15 protein-coding genes are annotated in these 15,822 nt (G+C 64.2%); 2 read left to right on the top strand and 13 right to left on the bottom strand.

The window, feature by feature from the left end; genetic code table 11:
• Nucleotides 1-17: 17 nt before the first annotated feature.
• Nucleotides 18-782 (top strand): cyclase family protein, encoded by a 765-nt coding sequence (locus V8J55_RS13650; RefSeq protein WP_336446175.1) that lies wholly within the window; start codon nucleotides 18-20, stop codon nucleotides 780-782.
• Here V8J55_RS13650 and V8J55_RS13645 read toward each other — a convergent pair.
• From V8J55_RS13645 to V8J55_RS13600, 10 genes are all read right to left on the bottom strand, one after another.
• Entirely contained in the window at nucleotides 779-1,186 is a 408-nt protein-coding gene (locus V8J55_RS13645) for an MAPEG family protein (RefSeq protein WP_336446174.1), read from the bottom strand. The genes V8J55_RS13650 and V8J55_RS13645 overlap by 4 nt on opposite strands.
• A gap of 58 nt (nucleotides 1,187-1,244) precedes the next feature.
• Nucleotides 1,245-1,616: a tRNA-binding protein gene (locus tag V8J55_RS13640; protein WP_336446173.1), complete on the bottom strand. Its 372-nt coding sequence runs from the start codon at nucleotides 1,614-1,616 to the stop codon at nucleotides 1,245-1,247.
• Nucleotides 1,617-1,722: 106 nt separating this feature from the next.
• A complete protein-coding gene (locus V8J55_RS13635) occupies nucleotides 1,723-3,729 on the bottom strand; it encodes an acetyl/propionyl/methylcrotonyl-CoA carboxylase subunit alpha (RefSeq protein WP_336446172.1) in 2,007 nt (668 codons plus the stop codon).
• Entirely contained in the window at nucleotides 3,729-3,938 is a 210-nt protein-coding gene (locus V8J55_RS13630; protein ID WP_336446171.1) for a hypothetical protein, read from the bottom strand. The genes V8J55_RS13635 and V8J55_RS13630 overlap by 1 nt, the downstream gene beginning before the upstream one ends.
• A complete protein-coding gene (gene bioB, locus V8J55_RS13625; RefSeq protein ID WP_336446170.1) occupies nucleotides 3,935-4,972 on the bottom strand; it encodes a biotin synthase BioB in 1,038 nt (345 codons plus the stop codon). Before bioB ends, V8J55_RS13630 begins: the two co-directional genes overlap by 4 nt.
• Before the next feature lie 20 nt (nucleotides 4,973-4,992).
• The gene (locus V8J55_RS13620; RefSeq protein WP_336446169.1) at nucleotides 4,993-5,439 is read right to left on the bottom strand and encodes a hypothetical protein; all 447 of its coding nucleotides are present in this window, start codon (nucleotides 5,437-5,439) and stop codon (nucleotides 4,993-4,995) included.
• A complete protein-coding gene (gene scpA, locus V8J55_RS13615; protein WP_336446168.1) occupies nucleotides 5,436-7,583 on the bottom strand; it encodes a methylmalonyl-CoA mutase in 2,148 nt (715 codons plus the stop codon). The genes V8J55_RS13620 and scpA overlap by 4 nt, the downstream gene beginning before the upstream one ends.
• A gap of 79 nt (nucleotides 7,584-7,662) precedes the next feature.
• Nucleotides 7,663-8,100 (bottom strand): methylmalonyl-CoA epimerase, encoded by a 438-nt coding sequence (gene mce / locus V8J55_RS13610; RefSeq protein ID WP_336446167.1) that lies wholly within the window; start codon nucleotides 8,098-8,100, stop codon nucleotides 7,663-7,665.
• The gene (locus tag V8J55_RS13605) at nucleotides 8,097-8,555 is read right to left on the bottom strand and encodes an OsmC family protein (RefSeq protein ID WP_336446166.1); all 459 of its coding nucleotides are present in this window, start codon (nucleotides 8,553-8,555) and stop codon (nucleotides 8,097-8,099) included. Before V8J55_RS13605 ends, mce begins: the two co-directional genes overlap by 4 nt.
• A 12-nt stretch (nucleotides 8,556-8,567) precedes the next feature.
• Nucleotides 8,568-10,100, bottom strand: coding sequence for an acyl-CoA carboxylase subunit beta (locus tag V8J55_RS13600; protein ID WP_336446165.1), 1,533 nt, complete (start codon nucleotides 10,098-10,100; stop codon nucleotides 8,568-8,570).
• A gap of 202 nt (nucleotides 10,101-10,302) precedes the next feature.
• Here V8J55_RS13600 and V8J55_RS13595 point away from each other — a divergent pair, with 202 nt between their 5' ends.
• On the top strand, nucleotides 10,303-11,712 hold the full coding sequence (locus tag V8J55_RS13595; RefSeq protein ID WP_336446164.1) for a helix-turn-helix domain-containing protein: 1,410 nt from the start codon (nucleotides 10,303-10,305) through the stop codon (nucleotides 11,710-11,712).
• On the opposite strand, the gene V8J55_RS13590 is transcribed toward V8J55_RS13595, so the two are convergent.
• The 3 genes from V8J55_RS13590 to pgi all read right to left on the bottom strand — a co-directional run bounded on the left by V8J55_RS13590 (nucleotide 11,709) and on the right by pgi (nucleotide 15,727).
• Nucleotides 11,709-12,725, bottom strand: a complete 1,017-nt coding sequence (locus V8J55_RS13590; protein WP_336446163.1) for an NAD-dependent epimerase/dehydratase family protein — start codon at nucleotides 12,723-12,725, stop codon at nucleotides 11,709-11,711. The genes V8J55_RS13595 and V8J55_RS13590 overlap by 4 nt on opposite strands.
• A 39-nt stretch (nucleotides 12,726-12,764) precedes the next feature.
• A complete protein-coding gene (gene gor, locus V8J55_RS13585) occupies nucleotides 12,765-14,111 on the bottom strand; it encodes a glutathione-disulfide reductase (RefSeq protein ID WP_336446162.1) in 1,347 nt (448 codons plus the stop codon).
• A gap of 110 nt (nucleotides 14,112-14,221) precedes the next feature.
• Nucleotides 14,222-15,727: a glucose-6-phosphate isomerase gene (gene pgi, locus V8J55_RS13580; protein WP_336446161.1), complete on the bottom strand. Its 1,506-nt coding sequence runs from the start codon at nucleotides 15,725-15,727 to the stop codon at nucleotides 14,222-14,224.
• Nucleotides 15,728-15,822 lie beyond the last annotated feature (95 nt).

Genomic DNA, 15,822 nt, shown 5'->3' with positions numbered 1-15,822 from the left:
GTGGCAGGATGCAGCGCATGCAGTTCATCGACCTTTCGATCCCGATCACCAACGACGTCGTGTCTGACCCGCCGGTGATGCGCCCCGACATTACCTATATGACCCACGAAAACACGTGGGAGCAGATCGCGATGTTCTTTCCCGGGCTGACCAAGGAGGATTTGCCCGACGGCGAAGGCTGGGCGGTCGAGATGCTGTCGCTCAGCACGCACAACGGCACGCATATGGACGCGCCGTGGCATTATCATTCGACGACCGACAGTGGCGCCTCACCTGCCCCGTCGATCGACGAAGCGCCGCTCGACCTCTTCTTTCGCCCCGGGGTGAAGCTCGATTTTTCGGACCGCCCGCACGGCCATGTCGTCAGCGGTGCCGAGGTCGAGGCCGAACTCATGCGCATCGGGCACGCGTTGCAGCCGCTCGACATCGTGCTTGTCCAGTCGGGGGCGATCTACGGCACCGACAATTTCACCGACCAGGGCTGCGGCATGGGCGCTGAGGCGACGCTCTATTTGACGGAGCGCGGCGTGCAGGTGGTCGGCACCGACGCATGGAGTTGGGACGCACCGTTCAGCCACACCGCAAGGCGCTGGGCCGAGACGCGCGACCCGTCGATCATCTGGGAAGGCCACAAGGCGGGGCGCATCCGGCCCTATTACCAGATCGAAAAGCTTACCAATTTGGCGGCGATCCCGGCCACCGGCTTCACCTTCAGCTGCTTTCCGGTGAAGATCGAGCGCGCGAGCGCGGGATGGATCCGCGCGGTGGCGCTGGTCGACTAGAGGTTCTGCGTTGCAAGGATCCACAGCGTCCAGAGACCGAGCACGAGCAGCGTACCAAAGGTGGCTGCGACGCCGACCTGTCGTCCGAGCGGTGCCTTCCCCGGCTCGGACGGTGTATAGAGCCCGATCACATGCGCAACGCGGCCGATGAGGAAGATCGCGCCGATGATCATCAGCGCCATATGATTGGCGCGTGCCGTCTCCAGCAGGCCGAGCAGGATGATCGTGATCGGCGCATATTCGGCCAGATTGCCGTGGCTGCGACTGGCGCTGATCAGCTTCGCATCGCCGTGATCGCCGAACGCGGCTTTCAGGCGCAGCCGCTGGCGCACTGTGTCGATCGCGGTCGCGAGGAGCAGCAGCGCGCAAACGGCGGCCACAAAAGCGGTTACCGGTAAAGTCATCGTCCCTCTCCCCTGTTTCCCGCGCGCAACCTAACCGGCAAGTGCCGTGCGGGAAAGGTCAGAAGAGGCGCGAGCCATCCGGCACCGCGCGGTCGGGCGCGAACAAAATCACCGCGCCTTCCTCATCGGCGAAGCCGAGCGTCAGCACTTCGGACATATATTTGCCGATCTGGCGCGGCGGGAAGTTGACGACGGCGGCGACCTGCCGCCCCGCAAGCTCTTCCAGCGCATAGCGATCGACGATCTGCGCGCTGCTTTTCTTCACCCCGATTGCGGGTCCGAAATCGATCTTCAGCTTGAACGCGGGCTTGCGCGCCTGGGGAAAGGGCTCGGCCTCGACGATCGTGCCGATGCGGATGTCGACGCGAAGGAAATCGTCAAAGCTGATGGGGGTGGCTGCGGGCGTGTCGTTGTCGTGATTGAGATGCATTTCTTGAATCCGTCATTGCGAGCGAAGCGAAGCAATCCAGAGCGGGTCTACGCCGCACTCGATTGCTTCGTCGCTTCGCTCCTCGCAATGACGAAGTGCAGAAAAGCTATTCCATCTCCAAAATCACCGCGTCGACCGCAAGGCTGTCGCCCTGCGCGGCGTTGACGCTCTTCACCGTCCCCGCTTTTTCGGCGCGGAGGATGTTTTCCATCTTCATCGCCTCGACCGTCGCGAGCGGCTGGCCCGCCTCGACCTTGTCGCCTTCGCCAACGTGCAGCGTGACGAGCAGACCGGGCATCGGGCAGATAAGGAATTTCGAAAGATCGGGCGGGATCTTCTCGATCATGTGCGACGACAGCGCCGCGATATGCCACGGCAGCACACGCACATCATGGATATGCCCGCGCGTCGTCATCTTCCAGCCGGTGCGGGTCTTCGCGACCTTTACCGCGAGTTCCCTATCGTCGATCTCGGCAACGACGAGCCGGTCGCCCGGCGTATATTCGAGCGCGATGTCGATCCGGTCGCCCTCGACCTTGATATGCTTCTCGCCGATCTTGACCTTGTGCGGCGTGCCGTCGATCGAGACCTGCCATTTGGCGGGCGGTTCCAGCCGGTCGCCGAGCTGGCCATCGGTGCGGCGGGCGCGATCGGCCTCGGCGCTCGCCATGAAGCCCGCGATCGCGGCGAGCGCGCGTGTGATCGTCGCGTCGGTCGGCGCGCCGTGGAAGCCTTCCGGATATTCCTCCGCGATGAAGCCGGTCGTCAGTTCGCCCGAGCGGAAGCGCGGGTGCTGCATGATCGCCGAGACGAAATCGATGTTGTGGCCAAGCCCTTCGAGCTCGAAACGGTCGAGCGCCGCGATCTGCAGGTCGGCGGCTTCGTCGCGCGTCGCGCCCCACGTCACGAGCTTGGCGATCATCGGGTCGTAGAAGATCGACACCTCGCCGCCCTCCTCGACGCCCGCATCGACGCGCACGCCATCGACGCCGCGCTCGTCGCCGTCCCACGCCGGAACGGGGGTGCGGTAGCGCACGAGCCGCCCGGTCGAGGGCAGGAAGCCGCGGTACGGGTCCTCGGCATAGACGCGGTTTTCGATCGCCCAGCCATCGATCCTGATGTCGTCCTGCGTCATATCGAGCTTCTCGCCCGCGGCGACGCGGATCATCTGCTCGACGAGGTCGATGCCGGTGATCGCCTCGGTCACCGGGTGCTCGACCTGAAGCCGCGTGTTCATTTCGAGGAAGTAGAAGCTTTCGCCCGTCGGGTCGGCGCCCGACACGATCAGTTCGACCGTGCCAGCGCTGTAGTAGCCGACGGCCTTCGACAGCGCGACGCACTGCTCGCCCATCGCCTTGCGCATCTTCTCGGTGACGAACGGCGACGGCGCTTCCTCGACCACCTTCTGGTGGCGGCGCTGGATGCTGCATTCGCGCTCGTTAAGATAGAGGACGTTACCGTGCTGGTCGCCGAGGATCTGGATCTCGATGTGGCGCGGGTTGAGGATGAATTTCTCGATGAAGACGCGGTCGTCGCCAAAGCTGTTGAGCCCTTCGCGCTTGGTCGCCTCGAAGCCTTCGCGGACGTCCTTTTCGTCATAGGCGAGGCGCATGCCCTTGCCGCCGCCGCCGGCGGACGCCTTCATCATCACCGGGTAGCTGATCTCGTTCGAAATCTCGACCGCATGCTCGGTGTCGCGGATCTCGCCGACGAAGCCGGGGACGACGTTGACGCCCGCTTCCTTCGCGAGCTTCTTCGACTCGATCTTGTCGCCCATCGCGGCGATCGCGTTCACCGGCGGGCCGATGAAGGCGATATTTTCCTTGGCGAGCGCCTCGGCGAAGCTGGTGCGTTCGGAGAGGAAGCCATAGCCCGGATGTACGGCCTCGGCGCCCGTCGCCTTGCACGCGGCGACGATCTTGTCGGCGATCAGGTATGATTCGGACGCGGGCGACGGCCCGATATGCACGGCTTCATCGGCCATCTGCACAAAGGGGGCGCGCGCATCGGCGTCCGAATAGACGGCCACGGTCGCGATCCCCATGCGGCGCGCGGTCTTGATGACGCGGCAGGCGATTTCACCGCGGTTGGCGATCAGGATTTTCTTGAACATCATTTGCTCCAGCGCCGAAGCGCCCAAATTGACAGGAATATTCCAACGAGAGTTATCGGGAGTCCGCCCAGAACTGCCCAGCGCGAATCCAGTCCCGCCGCTTTCAACCCAATCGAGATCGCGCCGGTGCTGAAGTAGATGCCAGCCGAAAGCCAAAAAGCGATCGCCAGCAGCGTCAGCAGAAAAGAAGTGACACGCTTCGCAGTCACTCCGCCGCCTCCATCTGCGCACTCTGGCGCATCGGCTCTTCGCTCTCCATCGGCCGTAGGCCAAGCTTTGCGAACAGCGCCGCGTCGGCATTGTCGCCGCGGTTGCCGGTGGTGAGCAGCTTGTCGCCGGTGAAGATGCTGTTCGCGCCCGCCATGAAGCAGAGCGCCTGCGTCGCCTCCGACATGCTTTCGCGCCCCGCCGACAGGCGGACCATCGATTTCGGCATGGTGATGCGCGCGACCGCGATCGTGCGGACGAATTCGATGTCGTCGATCTTTGCGAGCGGCGTGTCGGCGAGCATGTCGCCGAGCACGGTGCCCTTCACCGGGACCAGCGCGTTGACCGGCACGCTTTCGGGATGGCGTTCGAGCGTCGCGAGCGCGTGGATGAAGCCGACGCGGTCCTGCCGGTTCTCACCCAGCCCGACGATGCCGCCCGAGCAGACGTTGATCCCGGCGTTGCGGACTTCCTCGAGCGTATCGAGGCGGTCCTGAAAGGTGCGAGTCGAGATGATATTCTCGTAATTCTCCGGGCTCGTGTCGATATTATGGTTGTAATAATCGAGCCCCGCGACCGCGAGCGTCTGCGCCTGTTCCTTCGTCAGCATGCCCAGCGTCATGCAGGTTTCCATGCCCATCTGGCGCACGCCCTCGATCATCTCGACGATCGCGGGCATGTCGCGCTCCTTGGGGTTGCGCCAGGCGGCGCCCATGCAGAAACGCTTCGAGCCCGAATCCTTCGCCTGCGCCGCCGATTGCAGCACTGCGCGCACGTCCATCAGCTTCGTGGCCTTCAATCCGCTGTCGGCGCTCTTCGACTGCGAGCAATAGCCGCAATCCTCGACGCAGCCGCCGGTCTTGATGCTGAGCAAAGTGCAAAGCTGGACTTGTCCATGCGCATGGTGACGGCGGTGGACGCCCTGCGCCTCCCACATCAGTTCGTCGAACGGCAGGTCGAACAGCTCGGCGATCTCCTCGCGCGTCCAGTCGGTGCGCGGTTGATCGTCTTGCATTGCAGGTTGGGAGAGGTTCATGGATTATCGGCCCTTTGATGTTATTTGCAGAAGCGCTCGAGCGCGGCGCCGTAAAATTCGATCGTCGGCGTTTCGCCGAACATGTCCTGATAATTGCCGTCCGCCCATGGCCGGCGGTCGCCATAGCTGATCGTTACCTGCCGCCCGGTTTCGGCATCGCCATATTCGCCGACGCCGTAGAGCGTGAAGGCGATATCGGCTTCGGGATCGTCGCAGTTGAGCCGAACCAGCCCCTTGTTCACATATTTGTCGCTCGTCTCGAAATAGATGTCGCGCCAGGGGCCGTCGGTCTTTTCGAGGCGGCCGTACCAGTTGGTGAAATAGACGTCGTCGATCTGCTGCCGGTAGATCCACTCGACGGCGACATCCTTGCGGAATTCGCTCGGGCGGCTCGCGGACTCGGCGTGCGCAGCAACGGCCGCGACGGCGCCAAGTCCGGCGATCATCAGGCGAAGCGAAGGGTTCAAGCGGCATCCTCCAGCGGCGGCATATTGTGGCCGAGCAGGCGCAGCACGTCGGCGGCGCATTCGACCACATTGCTGCCGGGCCCATAGATGCCCTGCACGCCCGCGTCGCGGAGATATTGATAGTCCTGCGGCGGGATGACGCCGCCCGCGATCACCTTGATGTCGCCGCGCCCGGCTTCCTTCAATTTGCCGATCAGTTCGGGGATCAAGGTCTTGTGGCCGGCGGCGAGGCTCGATGCGCCGACGACATCGACGCCGCTTTCCAGTGCCAGTACGACCGTCTCGTCGGGGGTCTGGAACAGTGGGCCCGAAACAACGTCGAAGCCCATGTCGCCGAACGCCGACGCGATGACGTTCGCGCCGCGGTCGTGCCCATCCTGCCCCATCTTGGCGACGAGCAGCTTCGGTTTGCGCCCCATGCGGCGTTCGACTGCCTTCACGCCGTCGAGCACCTGCTGCCAGCGGCTGTCGCCCTCATAGGGCGCAGCATAGACGCCCTTCACCGGGGTCGGCTGGGTGCCGTAGCGGTCGAAGCTCTCCTCCATCGCCGACGAAATTTCGCCGAGCGTCGCGCGGGCGCGGGCGGCCTCGACCGCGAGCGCGAGGAGGTTGTTCTCTATGCTCGAAGGCTGCGCCGCGCCGTCGCGCAGCGCCTTCAGCGCCGCGGCACATGCCGCCTCGTTGCGGCTCGCCTTGATGCGGTTGATCCGTGCGATCTGCCCTTCGCGCACCTTGGCGTTATCGACCTCGAGCGTTTCGAGCAGGTCCTCGTCCTTCAGGCGATATTTGTTCACCCCGACGATCACATCGTCGCCGCGGTCGACGCGCGCCTGGCGCGCCGCGGCGGCGGTCTCGATCATCGCTTTGGGCCAGCCCGCGGCGACGGCCTTCGCCATGCCGCCTTCCTTTTCGACGCGCTCGATGATCTCCCACGCCTTGTCGACGAGTTCCTGCGTCAGCGCCTCGACATAGTAAGAGCCGCCGAGCGGGTCGACGACCTTGGTCATCCCCGTCTCTTCCTGAATGACGATCTGCGTGTTGCGCGCGATGCGCGCCGAGAAATCGGTCGGCAGCGCGATCGCTTCGTCGAGCGCGTTGGTGTGGAGACTCTGCGTCCCGCCTAGCATCGCCGCCATCGCCTCGATCGTCGTGCGCATCACATTGTTGTACGGGTCCTGCTCGGTCAGCGAGACGCCTGAGGTCTGGCAATGCGTGCGCAGCATCTTGCTGCGTTCGTCCTTGGCGCCGAGGTTGGTCATCACGCGGTGCCACAGCACGCGCGCGGCGCGGAGCTTCGCGATCTCCATGAAGAAGTTCATGCCGATCGCGAAGAAGAAGGATAGACGCCCCGCGAACTTGTCGATGTCGAGCCCAGACGCGACGCCGTAGCGCACATATTCGGCGCCGTCGGCGATGGTGAAGGCGAGCTCCTGCACCTGCGTCGCGCCGGCTTCCTGCATATGGTAGCCCGAAATCGAGATGCTGTTGAATTTCGGCATCTCGCGGCTCGTGTAGCCGAAAATGTCCGAGATGATCCGCATGCTCGGCTCGGGCGGATAAATGTACGTATTGCGGACCATGAACTCCTTGAGGATGTCGTTCTGGATGGTTCCGTCGAGCAGCTTGCGGTCGACGCCCTGCTCTTCGCCCGCGACGATGAAAAAGGCGAGGATCGGGATCACCGCGCCGTTCATCGTCATCGAAACCGACATCTGGTCGAGCGGGATGCCGTCGAACAGGATCTTCATATCCTCGACGCTGTCGATCGCGACGCCCGCCTTGCCTACGTCGCCGACGACGCGCGGATGGTCGCTGTCATAGCCGCGGTGCGTCGCGAGATCGAAGGCGACCGACAGGCCTTTCTGTCCCGCGGCGAGATTGCGGCGATAGAAGGCGTTCGATTCCTCGGCGGTCGAAAAGCCCGCATATTGCCGGATCGTCCAGGGCCGGCCCGCATACATCGACGCGCGCACGCCGCGCGTGAAGGGCGCGAAACCGGGCAGGCCCGGGTCGGTCTGCACGTCCTCGGCGGTATAGAGCGGCTTGACGTCGATCCCCTCGGGCGTCGCCCAGGTGAGGTCCTTGCCCTTCACCTCCTTGTCGGCGGCGGCGGCCCATTGGTCGATGGTCGGCTTGTCGGTCATATGCAGTCTCGTTTTGCGTTCCCCGGCGAAAGCCGGGGTCCAGAAGTAGTGGGCCCCGGCTTGCGCCGGGGATCACAGGTCAGTGCGCCGCCTTCGGCGTCTCCATAATCTCGGTCAGCACCCCGCCCATATCCTTGGGGTGGACGAAGAAGATCAATGTCCCGTGCGCGCCGATGCGCGGCTCGCCGAGCACGCGCTTGCCCAGCGCCTCGAACTCGGCCTTGGCCGCGTGGATGTCGGGCACTTCGTAACACAGATGATGCTGCCCCCCTGCGGGGTTCTTTTGCAGGAAGGCCGCGATCGATGCATTGCCCGGCAATGGTTCGATCAGCTCGATTTGTGTGCCGTTCAGTCCCGTGTCGGTCGGCGTGTCGACGAAGCAGACTTTCACCCCCTGTTCGGGCAGGTCGAACGGCTCATGGATCTGCGTCGCGCCCATGACGTTGCGATAGAAAATGATGCTGTCGGCGATCGACGGTGTCGCGACGCCGATATGGTTCAGGCGGCCGAGTTTCATGTCATCACCTCGATAGGAAATTTGACGCTGTTGGCGATGAAGCACTGGTCGTGGGCGTCGTGGTGCAGACGGTTCAAGGTGTCCGCATCGGGAGCCGATCCCTCCCACTCGATTTCGGGAAAAAGCTCGACCCGCGTAATTTGGACCCGGCCGTCCTCGCCCTTGGCCATCGTTCCGACGGCGGCATCGCGATAGGATCGAACCGGAAATCCGGCCTTTGTCGCGATGTACAGAAAGGTCAGCATGTGGCAGCTCGAAGCCGACGCGACGAGCGCCTCTTCCGGGTCCACGGCGGCTTCGACCGACCAGGGGAGCGGCACGACATGTTTCGACGATGATGCCGGAACGGTGATGCCCTCATCGAATGTCCAGCGATGGCCGCGGCTGTATTTGCCGCCCGCAACATCGTCCGAAGGCGACGCCTCCCATTCGATCAACGCTTGATATGTCGCCATGCTAATAGATCCTTACAACGGAATATTGTCGTGCTTCTTCCACGGATTTTCGAGGCTCTTGTTCCTGAGCTTCCTCAGTCCCAGTGCAATCCGTTTGCGCGTGCTGTGCGGGTGGATGACCTCGTCGATATAGCCGCGCGAGGCCGCGACGAACGGGTTCGCAAAACGGTCCTCATATTCCTTCGTGCGCTGCGCGATCTTTTCGGGGTCGCCGATGTCGCTGCGGAAGATGATCTCCACCGCGCCCTTCGCGCCCATCACCGCGATCTCGGCGGTCGGCCAGGCGTAGTTGAGGTCGCCGCGCAGATGCTTCGACGCCATCACGTCATAGGCGCCGCCATAGGCCTTGCGCGTGATCACCGTGATCTTGGGCACCGTCGCCTCGGCATAGGCGAAGAGCAACTTCGCGCCATGCTTGATGATGCCGTTATATTCCTGCGCGGTGCCGGGCAGGAAGCCGGGGACGTCGACGAAGGTAATGATCGGGATTTCGAACGCGTCGCAGAAGCGGACGAAGCGCGCGGCCTTCTTCGACGAATTGATGTCGAGCACGCCCGCGAGCACCATCGGCTGGTTCGCGACGATGCCGATCGTGCGCCCTTCGATGCGTCCGAAGCCGCAGATGATGTTCGCGGCATGCGCCGGCTGCACCTCGAAGAAATCGCCCTCGTCGACGGTCTTCCGGATCAGCTCGTGCATGTCGTACGGCTGGTTCGCATTGGGCGGGATCAGCGTGTCGAGGCTCGTATCGGTGCGGTCATAGGGATCGCTCGTCGGGCGCACCGGAACGCCGCTGCGGTTGTTTTCGGGCAGATAGTCGAAGAAATCGCGCGCCGCGAGCAGCGCCTCGATATCATTTTCGAACGCGAGATCGGCGACCGAGCTCTTCGTCGTGTGCGTGATCGCACCGCCGAGCTCTTCCTGCGTCACAACCTCGTTGGTCACGGTCTTCACGACGTCGGGACCGGTGACGAACATGTACGAGCTATCCTTCACCATGAAGATGAAGTCGGTCATCGCGGGGCTGTACACCGCGCCGCCCGCGCAGGGGCCCATGATCAGGCTGATCTGCGGCACGACGCCCGAGGCGAGCACGTTGCGCTGGAACACCTCGGCATAGCCGCCGAGCGACGCGACGCCCTCTTGGATGCGCGCGCCGCCGCTGTCATTGAGGCCGATAACGGGCGCGCCGACCTTCATCGCATTGTCCATGACCTTCATGATCTTTTCGGCATGCCGCTCCGAAAGAGAGCCGCCAAAGACGGTGAAGTCCTGACTGAAGACATAGACGAGGCGCCCGTTGATCGTGCCCGAACCGGTGACGACACCGTCACCGGGAACGACCTGGTCCTGCATGCCGAAATCGGTGCAATTATGCTCGACATAAGTGTCGAGCTCTTCGAACGAGCCCTCGTCGAGCAGCACGTCGAGCCGTTCGCGCGCCGTCAGCTTGCCCTTGGCGTGCTGCGCATCGATGCGCTTCTGCCCGCCTCCCAAGGCTGCGGCGGCGCGGCGGCGTTCCATTTCGGCGATATTGGCGGACACTGGCTTCTCCATCGGAATTGGAAGGCGTCGTCTGCTCCGATTGCACCGTCCGCGCAAATGTGAATTTGCAAAGTTGTAAATTGTTACTTTGCAAATAGCCGTATATTGTCCGCTCAAACGTTTTAAGGGTGTCGAGACGTCGCAATACCCCTCCCTAAACTCCCGCGGCGGCTCGACACCCATCGCAATGGAGCCCATTTCGATGGCAAGGCAGCGCATTTTTGCTGGAGCAAAGCTCCGCGAACTCCGCATCGCGCGGGGAGCCAAACAGGCCGATTTCGCGGGCGGGCTCGGCATCTCCATTTCCTACCTCAGCCAGATCGAGCATGATGATCGCCCGCTCACGCCCGCTCTGCTCGACAGGCTGCAAAGGCTGTTTCCGCTGGAATGGGAAGAAGTCGCGGCGGATGCCGGCGACCGCCGTGCGGGGGCGCTTCGCGAAGCCGCGGCGGATCCGCTTTTCGCGGCCTCGCCGCTTGCACCCGAACAGCTCGAACGCGCCGCGCTGCAACAGCCGCAACTCGCCGAGCAGTTCGTCGCGCTCCATGCGGCCTATCGCCGCGCCGGGCAGCGGCTCCAGATCATCGACGAGGCACTGACCGGCGGCACCGCCGAGGGCAGCCGCCTGCCGTGGGAAGAGGTGCGCGACTGGTTCCACGACGCGGGCAATTATGTCGACAGCATCGATCGCGCGGCGGAGGCGCTGGCGGGCCAGTTGCGCGGGCGCGACCCCTCTCCGTCCGTCGAAACGATCGAGCGGCGGCTACGCGATGCGCTCGGCATTTCGATCGTCTATCAGCAAGCGCAGGCGCTGCGCGATTTCGATGCGACGATGCGCCATCTGGTGATCGATCCGTCGCTGCCCGCCGAAAGCCGGCGCTTCCAGCTCGCGCACCAGCTCGCCGCGCTCGCGCTGGCGAACGAAATCGCGGCGGTCGTCGAAGCGTCGCCGCTGCGTACGGCGGCGGCGCGGCAGTTGCTCCATGTCGGCCTCGCCAATTATGCCGCGGGCGCGGTGCTGATGCCCTATGCTCCCTTCCGTGCCAGCGCGCGCGCGGTGCGGCACGATATCGACCGGCTGCGGATGCAATATGGCGTGAGCTTCGAACAGGCGTGCCACCGCCTCTCGACACTCCAGCGCGCCGGCGCGCGCGGCATCCCGATGTTCTTCTGCCGCGTCGACATGGCGGGCAATATCACCAAGCGGCATTCGGCGACGCGGCTGCAATTCGCACGCTTCGGTGGCGCCTGCCCGCTGTGGATCGTGCATGAGGCGGCGGCGATCCCCGACCGCATCCTGTTCCAGCTCGCCGAGACGCCTGACGGCCTGCGTTATGTGTCGATGGCGAAGGGGCTGGTGAAGCCGTCGGGCAGCTATGCGCGCTCGCCCCGCCGCTACGCCGTCGCGCTCGGCTGCGAGGCGCAATATGCGGGCGATTTCGTCTATGCCGACGGCGTCGATGTTGCCGCGCCGCAGGCGGCGACGCGCATCGGGTTGTCGTGCCGGATCTGCCCGCGCGACGATTGCGACCAGCGCGCCTTCCCCCCGAGCGACCGGCCGATATTGGTGGACCCGGATCGGCGGGATGTTGTGCCCTACCGGATCGGTTAAACCTTCACGATCCCCCGCTCGATCAGACTATGCGCCGTCGCGAGGATCGCCTCCTCGGGGGTGCGCATCGTCCAGCCCAATGACTTCATCGCATGGCTGCTATCGCCGCCGCGGACATTGCCGAGTTCGGCGACGAGCTGCTTGAGTTCGGGTCGCACCAGCGCGAGCAGCTTGAGCAGCCAGTCGGGCATCTTCCGCGTTGGCACTTTCCGCGCTTGCTCGCCAAGGTTCGCACGCAGCAGGTTCGCGACGTCGATCATCTTCAGGAACGGTCCCGAACAGACATAGCGTTCGTCGTGGATCGCGGGCGCGGTCAGCGCGCGGTAGTGAAGGTCGGCGACGTCGCGGACGTCGATGATGCCGAAACCGATGTCGGGGCACATTGGCACCTTGCCCTCGAGCAATTGTTTTACCAGCTCGATTGAGGTCGAGAGGTCGTCCGACAGCAACGGCCCAAACACTGCGGCAGGATTGACCGAGGCGAATTCCATGCCGCCGCCCTCCGCCCTCACCCAGTCGCGCGCCGCGTGCTCGGCGACGGTCTTCGAGCGCGGATAGGGCATGACTTCGGGGTTATCGAGATTGGTCCAGTCGGCTTCGTTATAGATGTCGCGGCCCCTGCGATGACCATAAGCGATCGCCGCCATCGACGAGGTCAGGACGAACCGCCTAACGCCTGCCGCCTTGGCGAAGCGCAACGCGCGGAGCGCACCCTCGCGCGCCGGAACGACCAGCTCGTCCGCATGGCTCGGCACGTCGAGTGGAAAGGGCGAGGCGACATGTGCGACATGGCTGCACCCCGCCATCGCATCCGCCCAGCCGGCGTCGTTTTCGAGATCGGCGGCGAAGAAGCGCAGCTTCGCGTTGTCGACGCCGAGCCAGCCGCGCACCTCGGCTTCGCGTTTCAGGCTGCGGACGGTCGTGTGGACGGTCCAGCCATTCTCGATCAGCTGCCGGATCAGGAAGCCCGCGATATAGCCGCTGCCCCCGGTGACCAATGCCGTTCCCGTCATGCGCCCCTCCTCGCTCGTCGAGCAAGGAGGGTAACAGGATTATTTCAGCAGCACCAATTCCTCGGCCATGCTCGGATGCAGCGCGACCGTCGCGTCGAAATCGGCCTTGGTCAGCCCCGCTTTCACGGCGATCGCCGCCGCCTGCAGGATCTCCGGCGCATCGGGGCCGATCATGTGCAACCCGACGACCTGATCAGTCGCTGCGTTGACGACCATCTTGTAGAGCGCGCGTTCGTTGCGGCCCGCGAGGACATTTTTCATCGCGCGGAAATCGCTGGTGTAGACGCGGATCGAGCCGAGTTTGTTGCGCGCCTCGGCTTCGGTCATCCCGACCGCGCCGATAGGCGGATGGCTGAACACCGCGCTCGGGACATTGGCATAGTCGACGACCGTCGGCTTGCCGCCGAAGACGCTGTCGGCAAACGCCTGCCCCTCGCGGATCGCGACGGGGGTGAGTTGGATGCGGTTGGTGACATCGCCGACGGCATAGATGCTCGGCACCGACGACTGGTTCGTCTCGTCGACCTTGATCGCGCCGTCCTTGTCGAATTCGACGCCGACCTCTTCGAGGCCAAGGCCCTTGCTGTTCGGCACGCGCCCCGCGGCAACGAGCACCGCGTCGGCCTGGATCGGATCGCAGCCTTCGAGGTGGACCGTCAGCGACCCGTCGTCATTCTTCTCGATCGACTGGAAGGGCGCGTTGAATTTGAATTCGATGCCCTTGGTCATCGAAATCTGGAGCAGCCGGTCGCGGATCTGCTCGTCATAGCCGCGCAGGATCGTGTCGCCGCGGTTGACGATCGTCACCTTGCTGCCGAATTCGTTGAAGATGCCGGCAAACTCGTTGGCGATATAGCCGCCGCCCGCGATCACGACGCGCTTCGGCAGCGTTTCGAGGTGGAAGACCTCGTTCGAGGTGATCGCATGTTCGCTGCCCGGGAATTCAGGAACATGCGGCCAGCCGCCGGTCGCGATCAGGATGCGTTCGGCGCTGATTTCCTGCCCGTCGGCGAGCCGCACCTTCTGCGGGCCGATGACCGTCGCGCGGGTCTTGAACAGCGTGACCTTGTGATTGTCGAGCGTCTGGCCATAGAGCCCTTCGAGCCGGTCGACCTCGGCGAGCACATTGTCGCGGAGGCGGTTCCAGTCGAACTTGCAGTCGGGGACGTCCCAGCCGAACTTGCGTGCGTCCTTCAGATCTTCGGCGAAATGCGCACCATAAACGAGCAGCTTCTTGGGTACGCAGCCGCGGATGACGCAGGTGCCGCCGACGCGATATTCCTCCGCCAGCGCGACGCGCGCGCCGTGCGAAGCGGCGATGCGCGAGGCGCGAACCCCGCCCGACCCGGCGCCGATGACAAACAGGTCGTAATCAAACTCGCTCATTAAAAACCCCTGATCCTTGTGGTCGCGTGCAGTTCGCGTCGGCGGCCTATGTGGTTACCCCCGCTTGCGATGCCAATCGAATTTTGCGGTCACAGTGATGGAGCGGAGGGCTATTCGCCGAGTGCGGCCTTCATCAGCGCCTGCGTTGCTGCGTCGAATTCGACCGTTCCTTCGGCAAGGCCCTTCGCCATTTCCTTGCCCAGCTCGACCCCGAACTGGTCGAACGGGTTGATGCCGAGCAGCACCGCATTGGCGAACACGCGATGCTCGTAGAAGGCGATCAGCGCGCCGAGGCTGCGCGGCGTGACCTGATCGAGCAGAATCGTCGTCGAGGGGCGATCGCCGGGATAATTGCGCGCACCATCCTCGCTCGCGCGTCCCGTCATCAACGCCGCCCCCTGCGCGATGCAGTTTGCGACGAGCGTTTCGTGATGCGCGTCGTCGAGCAGATGGTCGGGTTCGCGCGCGACGACGAACTCGACCGGGGTCAGGTGCGTCCCCTGATGCAGCAGCTGGAATACCGCATGCTGGGCGTCGGTGCCGACGCCGCCCCAGGTGATCGGCGCGCTCTCGCGCCCGACCGGCTGGCCGTCCAACGTGACCGACTTGCCGTTCGATTCCATTTCGAGCTGTTGCAGATAATCGGGAAGCAGCCGCAGCCGTTCGTCATAGGCAAAGACCGCGCGCGTCTGGCAGCCGAGCCGGTTCGCATAAATCTGGTCGGCGAAGGCAGCGAGCAGGCAGATATTGTCGGCGCCGTCGGCGAGGCGGAAATGGCGGTCCATTTCGGCCGCGCCCTCGAGCAGGTCGGCAAAAGCGTCCCAGCCGAGCGCGAGCGCGGCGGGAAAGCCGATCGACGACCAGAGCGAATAGCGTCCGCCAACGCTTTCGTTGAACGGCAGGATGCGCGTTTCATCGATGCCCCACTCGATCGCGCGTTCGGGCTTCGCGGTCAGCGCGATGAAGCGGCCGAGCGGATCGGCGACCCCGGCCTCTTCGAGCCAGAGCAGCGCCGAATTGGCGTTGAGCAAGGTTTCGGTGGTGGTGAAGGTTTTCGACGCCACCGCGACCAGCGTATGTTCGGGGCTGAATTTGGCGAAGACCTCGTCGAGCGCGGCGCCGTCGACGTTCGAAACCACCGCGACGTCATAACGGTCGCTGTGGCGGCCGAGCGCGTCGATGAGCAAATCGGGACCGAGCGCCGATCCGCCGATGCCGATGTGGAGCAGGTGCCGGATCTCGCCGAACGCACCCGCCTCGATCGCGTCGATCATCATCCGCATCCGCTGATGCAGCGCCTGCGCGGCGTGGACCGAATCCGGCGCGCCGTCGCCGCGTTCGGCGCTATGCTCGGCGGCGCGGTCTTCGGTCGGGTTGGCGATGCCGCCCGAGAAAAGCGTCTTGCGCCGGCCGGCGAAATCCTGCGCATCGGCAAGGCCCGAGAGAATGTCGACAGCCGCCGTATCGAGGTGCGTCTTGGCAAAGTCGAAGCGGATGTCGGCGACGCTCCGCACCAGCGCCTGCAGGCGCATTTCGGGGTCGGCGGCGACCAGATCGGTCAGCTTCTGCGGCTGCCAGTTCGAAAGGGCCTGCCAGGCGTCGGATGCGGTTGTCATCGTCTATTGTCCTCGAAGGGGAGTGAATCGCGGACTTTCTCTAAGCCTGCCGTCCCCCGCGCGCCAGTGTCGTCCGCCGATATTTGCTTGACGTG

Source organism: Sphingopyxis sp. CCNWLW2 (genome assembly GCF_037095755.1).
In the GTDB taxonomy this organism is placed as follows: Bacteria; Pseudomonadota; Alphaproteobacteria; order Sphingomonadales; family Sphingomonadaceae; genus Sphingopyxis.
This window is presented reverse-complemented; position numbering and strand designations above follow the sequence as displayed.